Source organism: Bacteriovorax sp. DB6_IX (assembly GCF_000447775.1).
Lineage (GTDB): Bacteria > Bdellovibrionota > Bacteriovoracia > Bacteriovoracales > Bacteriovoracaceae > Halobacteriovorax_A.
Genome location: NZ_AUNJ01000019.1, coordinates 1 through 7,511, shown reverse-complemented (window position 1 = coordinate 7,511; position 7,511 = coordinate 1). Strand labels below are relative to the sequence as shown.

Annotated in this window: 8 protein-coding genes and 1 tRNA gene; 3 read left to right on the top strand and 6 right to left on the bottom strand. The window is 37.6% G+C overall.

Annotated features, from left to right (window positions below; all coding sequences use genetic code 11):
* On the top strand, positions 1-876 hold an 876-nt coding region (locus M901_RS00700), incomplete at its 5' end, for a DHH family phosphoesterase (protein ID WP_232422491.1).
* A gap of 109 nt (positions 877-985) precedes the next feature.
* On the top strand, positions 986-1,675 hold the full coding sequence (locus tag M901_RS00695) for a DHHA1 domain-containing protein (protein WP_081653285.1): 690 nt from the start codon (positions 986-988) through the stop codon (positions 1,673-1,675).
* Positions 1,676-1,723: 48 nt separating this feature from the next.
* On the opposite strand, the gene M901_RS00690 is transcribed toward M901_RS00695, so the two are convergent.
* The 6 genes from M901_RS00690 to M901_RS00665 form a co-directional block, all read right to left on the bottom strand.
* Positions 1,724-2,248, bottom strand: a complete 525-nt coding sequence (locus M901_RS00690) for a peptidylprolyl isomerase (protein ID WP_021276229.1) — start codon at positions 2,246-2,248, stop codon at positions 1,724-1,726.
* An 11-nt stretch (positions 2,249-2,259) separates the two neighbouring features.
* Positions 2,260-3,015, bottom strand: coding sequence for a hypothetical protein (locus M901_RS00685; protein WP_021276223.1), 756 nt, complete (start codon positions 3,013-3,015; stop codon positions 2,260-2,262).
* Between the two features lie 9 nt (positions 3,016-3,024).
* Positions 3,025-4,281: a hypothetical protein gene (locus M901_RS00680; protein WP_021276224.1), complete on the bottom strand. Its 1,257-nt coding sequence runs from the start codon at positions 4,279-4,281 to the stop codon at positions 3,025-3,027.
* A gap of 84 nt (positions 4,282-4,365) precedes the next feature.
* Entirely contained in the window at positions 4,366-4,830 is a 465-nt protein-coding gene (locus M901_RS00675) for a PilZ domain-containing protein (RefSeq protein WP_021276227.1), read from the bottom strand.
* Between the two features lie 129 nt (positions 4,831-4,959).
* A complete protein-coding gene (gene rsgA, locus M901_RS00670; protein WP_021276225.1) occupies positions 4,960-5,937 on the bottom strand; it encodes a ribosome small subunit-dependent GTPase A in 978 nt (325 codons plus the stop codon).
* A complete protein-coding gene (locus M901_RS00665) occupies positions 5,924-7,249 on the bottom strand; it encodes an FAD-binding oxidoreductase (RefSeq protein ID WP_021276228.1) in 1,326 nt (441 codons plus the stop codon). The genes rsgA and M901_RS00665 overlap by 14 nt, the downstream gene beginning before the upstream one ends.
* A gap of 102 nt (positions 7,250-7,351) precedes the next feature.
* Here M901_RS00665 and M901_RS00660 point away from each other — a divergent pair.
* Positions 7,352-7,428 (top strand) — tRNA-Arg (locus M901_RS00660).
* The last annotated feature ends 83 nt before the right edge of the window (positions 7,429-7,511 follow it).

The window sequence follows — 7,511 nt, the reverse complement described above, 5'->3', positions numbered from 1 at the left end:
TCCAGTTATTCAAAGACTCTCCAAAAGAAAGGAATGAGTCCTGAACAGATCAAAGAATTCTTCTCTTGGGATCTCAAGTCTCTTCCAAATATGGCAGAACTTAAGGATATTCAAGTCTGTGCCCAAAGAATTATTCAAAGTCTCGACAATAAAAAGAAAATTGGAATTTACGGTGACTATGACGTAGATGGGACAACTTCATGTGCCCTCTTCTATCAATTCTTCAAAAAGCTAGATGTAGAAGTTGATCTTATTCAACCAAGCCGCTTCGTCGAAGGATACGGAATTCATAACTCATCAATCGATATGGCCCTTGAAAGAGGAATTGATCTTCTTATTACTGTTGACTGCGGAATTTCAAATGTTGAAACAGCAGACTATGCAAAAGAAAAAGGTCTTGATCTTATCATTACCGATCATCATAAAGATGCTAGAGAAACAATGCCAGACTGTGTGGCCGTTGTTAACCCAAACAGAAGAGATGAACCAGAAGACTGTGAGATGAGAACTCTGGCAGGAGTTGGTGTTGCCTTTGCTGTTTGTGTTGAAGTGAGAAAGTTACTACTCGCTCGTGGAGAAAATATTCCTTCTGTCTACGACCTACTTCAGTATGTGGCGATTGGAACAATATGTGATTTAGCAAAGCTGACACCAATGAACTTAAAGTTAGTTCGTCATGGTATGAAGCTTATCAAAACGACAGAGTATGAAGGTCTTAAAACATTCTTTCCACCAGAAGAGAGAAAGAAAGATATCATTCCAAGTGAAAAGTTATCTTTTAACGTTGGCCCACTCATCAACTCCAAAGGTCGACTTGATCACCCAGAGGTTGCTCTAAAGCTCTTAATTGAGAAAGATAATAAAACAAGCTCGTGAATACTATCACCAGCTCGACATTGTAATAACGAAAGAAAATTACATCCAGAAGGAAGTTTTCGACGAGGCCAAAGATCAAGTTATCATCAGATGAATCTGCTGAACCTTTATTTGTATCGTCTATGAGCCACACTGGCATGAAGGTGTCATTGGTATTGTCGCAAGTAAGCTTGTTGAAACTTTTAAAGTACCTGCGATTGTTTTCAGTGATAGTGAAAATGAGGGAATTATCAAGGCTTCAGCGAGAAGTGCTGGAGACTTAAATATTTTTGAACTTCTTGATGCTAATAAAGATCTCTTTATTAAATTCGGAGGACACAAGGCCGCTGCCGGTCTTTCAATGCCTAAGGAAAACCTTGCTCAATTCAAAGAGAATATGAATCACATGTTGAGCGAGATTCCAGAGATTCAAAGAACTGTTCAACACCTTTACGATCTCGAAATCACACCAGAAGAAATTACACCTTCACTACTCAAGTCTCTCGATCTTCTTGAGCCTTTTGGAATGGGTAATGAAAAGCCAAAGTTTAAGCTTAAAGGTGGATTCCTCAAGAGTTTTGACATCATGAAGGATGTTCATGTCAGATGGAACTTTTCATCAAGAGAAAATCCAAAGCTAAATTTAAAGGGAATAAGCTTTAATTATGTTGGCAAATGGGGACATATGAGTCCTAGTGAAATTTTTGAGAGACAGAAAATCTCAGGCGAAGAGTTAAATGTTTATTTCACGCTTTCTCTTAATTACTTCAATGGTAATAAATATATTCAATTAATGGTAGATCGCTTAGATTTTAATTAATAAAAAAAGACCCTCTTTTGAGGGCTTCTTTTTTATGGTCTTTCAATTTCAACTTTTTCCTATAACAACATCGTAGAGAGGCTTGTCCATCATACCTGTTCTAGTAGAACCGATTTCTTTAACAATATCCATGCCCTCAACAACTTTACCAAAAACAGTATGCCTTCCATCTAAGTGAGGAGTTGGCCCAAGAGTGATGAAGAACTGAGAACCATTTGTTCCAGGACCAGCATTGGCCATAGAAAGAATACCTTCAGTATCATGACGAAGTTCATTAACAAACTCATCTCCAAATTTATACCCAGGTCCACCCATTCCATTTCCATCAGGACATCCACCTTGAATCATGAAACCATCAATAACTCTGTGAAAAGTTAAACCATCGTAGTAGTTTCCTTCTCTCTTTGTCTCTTGTCTTCCTTCTGCAAGGTTCACAAAGTTCCAAACTGTTTCTGGACACTCTTTTGCGTAAAGTTCAATCTTAAACTCACCCATATTTGTCGTAAACTTTGCGTAAAGTCTATCTAGGTCTTCTTTATGATCTGATTTCTTAGTACTACCAAAACCGAACATTAATCCTCCGTTTATTTAATTTTCTTATATCTAAAATTTCCAAGAATATTTCTTGGTTTATTCTTTAAATAGTAAAAGTTCACCATTTGATGAGCTCTGAAGAAATATGAGAGATCAAGAATTTCTCTAGCTCCCCTATCTCCATTACTCGTAAAGTAGCTAAACATTTCAAATGAAATAAAGCGACTTCCTTCAAATGAAATATTTCTTTGCTTTAACTTTTTAATCAAGTCAGAACGTGAATAACACATAGACAATAAAAGAGGTCTTCCTCTCATTGCTTCTTCACTCATCATGAACTTTCTAAGTAAGGAGCTATTATTTTCTAAGAGGTCATCAACCCATATAAGATTCACATTCTTAAAAGTAGGCTTTTTGAAGACTCTCTGTCCCGCTTTAATCTTATCAAGGGCCTCAAAGAATAAGGCCTCCTCTTCCTTTAAATTTGGAACAGTACCATTCTTTTTTACAATACTATTTTGATAAGAGACGTTGAAAAGATATTGCATCTGCAATGCACTCTCATAATCCAGAGCGAAGCTCTCCATGAGATTCTCAATATGCAGATAGCGGATCCCCGTTTTGCGGTGGCAATTAGCTTCAAAGGATGTATTTTTCCAACCTGGAACTTCAGGTAAGAAGTAGCGAATCATTCCAGAGGGACGATAGTACTTTTCCACATCGACTCTTTCATAGTTCTTATCCTCATTAGTTGCACAACTAAGAAGGCCAAGAATAAGGAAAATGTGAAATAGTCTATTCTTCAATTTTATACCCTATGACTTCGAAAAGTATTTCATGATCTCTTTCTCAATTGAGTTAAGAGAAGCGTTAATATCCTGATCTTTGAGGGCCCTTAGTTTAAAGTAACCCGGTTCAGAATCTTGGTTTAAACCAGTTGTTAAATTATCACCTGACATAAAGCCATTATCAACGAATATTATATCACTAGAAAGTGTTTTAAGCTGCTCAGCAGTTCCTAAAAGCTCACTTCCCTCAATTGTCGTAAAGATCCCTTTCTGATCCAATAGTCTATCAACAGAGCTCACTACGGCACCATTATAGACATAGACCCTTGGCGTAGGTTCAGTAGGACGTGGAGTTTTCGCTCTAATATGAGAGTCGAGATTCTTCCATTCCATAATATTCTTTTCAAATTGTTCAATAAGACCTTTAAAGTCCGCTTGATCATCATCTAGAAGTTTTTGAAAATCTTGAAACGGTTTTGTAAAAGTTTTAGCATCAACATTTTGAAATGGGATTCTCTCATCTGTGATTAATTGAATCTTACAATTTTGTTTCTTATCGAAATGTTCTCTTACTAAACTCAAGGCACAAAGATTAAACTCACCAGTTCCAATGAATGTTATCACTGAAGTTTTGTCACTAACCTTTTCAATCCCCTTTAGAACTTCTCTTCCATAGAAGAGATCTTCCCCAGGTTTTAAGGCCTGCTCATTTAGTGCATAGGATTTCGATGCTCCCATTGGGGCTGGTTGATTTAAATCACCACTAGCATCGATAACAAGATCAAAATCTTCAAATGATTCGATAGAGTTTTTTAACGATTCAACAACGTCCTTACCAAGCTTTTCAAAAACCTCAGCATTTTCAGCTCTTTGTTTTTCAACTTGCTCTGTTGCATCAATCTGATAAACAACACGGAAAAGATCTGCTAGGCGAGAGCGATCAATTAGTTGAGTCTCTGGTCTAAGAAACCTCTTGTGAACTCTCTTGACTCTCCCATCTTTTACAAGACCGAGCTGTCTCAATTGATGCCCAATATGGTTAAGATATTTTAAGTAAGAGCTACCAGTGTTAATCTCTTCTTGAAATCCAGAGAACCCACGGCCTTGCTCACTTGCAAGATCACTCCAGTTCTTATTTAGGAGTTCCATATGGTTTTCAAATCTTAAAAGAGCTCCACCCCAGGCTTCACTCGAAGAAAAGATTTTTATTGAGGCACCTAATTGATAAAAATAGACTGCCGCCTCTAGAGCGAGGGGACCGCTTCCAATAATCGCTAATTTCATGTGTTTTTACTTATCATGAAAAATATAAAAAGGGGAAGATTAAGCTTCCCCTTCTCTATTAACTTTCAAATAGTTAGCTGACTTTTATAAAAAGAATGCTCTCGAGTCACCTCTGTCAATAACAGAGTGCTCTGCGAAAGAGTACATAAAGTTAATAAACTCTTCCATCGCTTTGAATGTAGGCATAGATTTATCAAACTCACACCCATAGTGCATATAAGTCGTTCCATCATCTGCCTTAAACTCATTTCCGTAACGAACGTTTACGATCACAGGAATAAATGAATGCTTAGTGAAGTACATTCTCATCTTTACTTCATGACCTTCTGGTAATTTCTTATCAGATTTACCATTCCAAGGAATTTGGAAAAGGCAACCATCATGTGAAATATCAACAAGTGATACAGGGTATACTGTTTCATCCGCATCAATCACTGTATAAGCACCTAAGAGGTTTTGAAAAAGAAGTCTTTCAAAAGATCTTCTCTTCTTTTCGATATTTTCGCTTCTCTTAGCTTGAAAATTTATTACTTTACCTTCATCAGACATTTGTACTCCTTAATAAGAACAAACTGAGTGTTAATCTCACTAAGTCTTATCGTTCAAATGAATGATTTCTTGATAAAAAAGAGGCCCGAATACTTGAGCGGCAAGTAATTCTATATTTAATAATTTTAGCTAGTTATACTTCTTTTTCTTCTTCCAAAAAGGAGTTGAAGAGATTTCGTCAAAGAAGAGATGATAACTTTCAAGCCTTGAGTGATAAATTAGCCCATCCTCAGATTCTTCGATATCGTACTCAGGAGTATAGAATTGGCATCCCCTATTATCAGGATAATGATTACAATCCATAAACTCACACTTTAGAGCGACTTTCTCAAGGTCCGGAAAGTAACGAATTAATTCTTCAGGATCGATATCGTCCAGAGAAAAAGAGCGAATACCAGGAGAATCGATAAGATAGAAATCTCCACAGTCTACAATTTCAGACCAAGTCGTCGTGTGAGATCCCTTTCCGGCCCTTCCGACCTTCTTTGTCTTCAGTTCAACTTCTCCATCCGAAAGTGCTGTGATAGTTTGGCTCTTTCCAACACCAGATTGGCCCACAAAAATTGCCGTCGATCCCTTAAGAGTCCTTTTAAAATCTTCGAGACCCTTTTCAAGATAACGAGGCTTATAATCTGGCTTTAAAGCTGATATTTCGAAAGTCTCAATTCCTAAGAAATGAAGTCTTTCTACTTCATACTCTATATCCATTTGATCTTCGTTATACTTATCCATCTTATTAAAGACGACAATTGGCCTTAGCCCCCATTGATAAGCTCGGACTAAGAAACGATCGATGATCCCACGCTTAAACTTCGGCTTATGCACAGAAGAAAGAATGACGAGGTAATCACAATTAGAGGCGGTGACCTTCTTCTTCGACTCACGTACGAGAATTCTAAAAATCTCATTCTTACGCTCAAGCATTTGCTTAATCACGTACTCTTGCGTTTCTTCAATTTGATCAACCATGACGTGATCACCAACAACGAGAGTCTCTCCTTTTTTTAGAAGATTCCCAAGTGCCGTGGCCTTGATGATTTCTTTTGAATCAACGAGAACACAATCAAATTCTCTTTGATGTGAACGAATGATTTTAGCTTCTCTCATTATTCTCCAAATCGCTCAAAAGTCCCATATAGCCGATAGGAAAGAAAGTTCCATCGGGGTCCATTTGAGCCTTTAATTTTTTAAATGTATTTACCACTTCCAAGGGATAAAACCTAGAAATATATTTTCGCTTTATCAGTCCAATTCCATGCTCTGCAAATGGACTTCCCTTTAACTTTAATATCTTATCGTAGAATTTTTCTAGAAGTTGATCAACCCTCTCTACTTGTTCATGACGTGGGAGGAAGTTGAAATGCAAGTGACAATCACCAAGATGTCCAAAGAGAACGTAATCAATTCCTTCACAGGCCATCTCACGATAGATCTGTAATAACTGAGAGAAGTTCTCTATTCGTACTTGTGCATCCGTTCCCTTTTTCACTAGTTGATGATGAGAAATATACTCATTAACCCCTCGTGGAATCGAAACTCGAAAATCAAAGAACTTCTTCTCATCAAGAATGACAACATCCTCTAATACTAACGCTGGAAACTGAGTACTTAAATCCTCAACGAACCCTTCTAATGCGAGATCAGAGACTTCAAATACAATATAGTCACTTTGAGAAAACTGATTCTGACATGCCAGTGCCAGGCACTTTTGATCAAAGAATTCAAACGAGAGGATCTCCTCTTTATTCTTTGCAAATTCGATATACTCAATTATCTCATGACTATCAATCCATGACTGAGTCGGGATATGAATGAAACTCGTTGGAACTAATTCATAGGTTCTAAATTTGGCCGAAGTTATGACTCCCAACTGTCCTTCCGTTCCAATCATCAAATCGCTCTCAACTTCAAAGCGAGGAAAAGGAGCATTCTTAAAACCAGCATAAACTTGATAAGCTTCTTGATAACTCTCGAACCCTACATCAAGTGAGCTTGTCGACAATAAAGTTTTCTCATTTGCCTGATAATCTAAATAATTAATTTCTAGCACTTGATCTCTAACAGTCCCTAGAGAAAAGCAGCGCTCACCTGTAGCAGAAGTCGCAAGGCCCGATAAAACCAAGGCACTCTGATCAGTTGGCCAACAACCAATTTCTCGTCCCTTCTGATGAAGAAACTGTCTTAACTCTTGCCAAGAAATAGCTCCTTGAACTTCGACAGTCCCCTCCTCGTCCAAAGAAAGACGAGTAGGCATAAGCGAGAGATCCACAATTCGAGCAATTCCCGAAACACCTTCTAGCAAACGATCAAAGGGAATAACCGTAGAAGTCTTTGAACCAGAGAACAAAATAGGCGACCCCTCTAAAATAATTTTTTTGAGAGTGCTCAAATCCTTTGGTGTTTGTATTTCTAAAGACATAGCTCACTTTAACACGGAGTAAAAAAGAATGGGTACTTTTTTCAAAATACGATTGACATTTAGGCCTTAAGCCATTAATTTAAGTGAACCAAAATGACTTACGCACTCGTAGCTCAGCTGGATAGAGCATCCGCCTTCTAAGCGGACGGTCTCAGGTTCGAATCCTGACGAGTGCGCCATATTTTTCTTTATTTCGATCAGCTTTATTAGCTGATTTTTTTTTACCTATTTCATTTCTCAATATGTGTTTTCGACTTCCAAG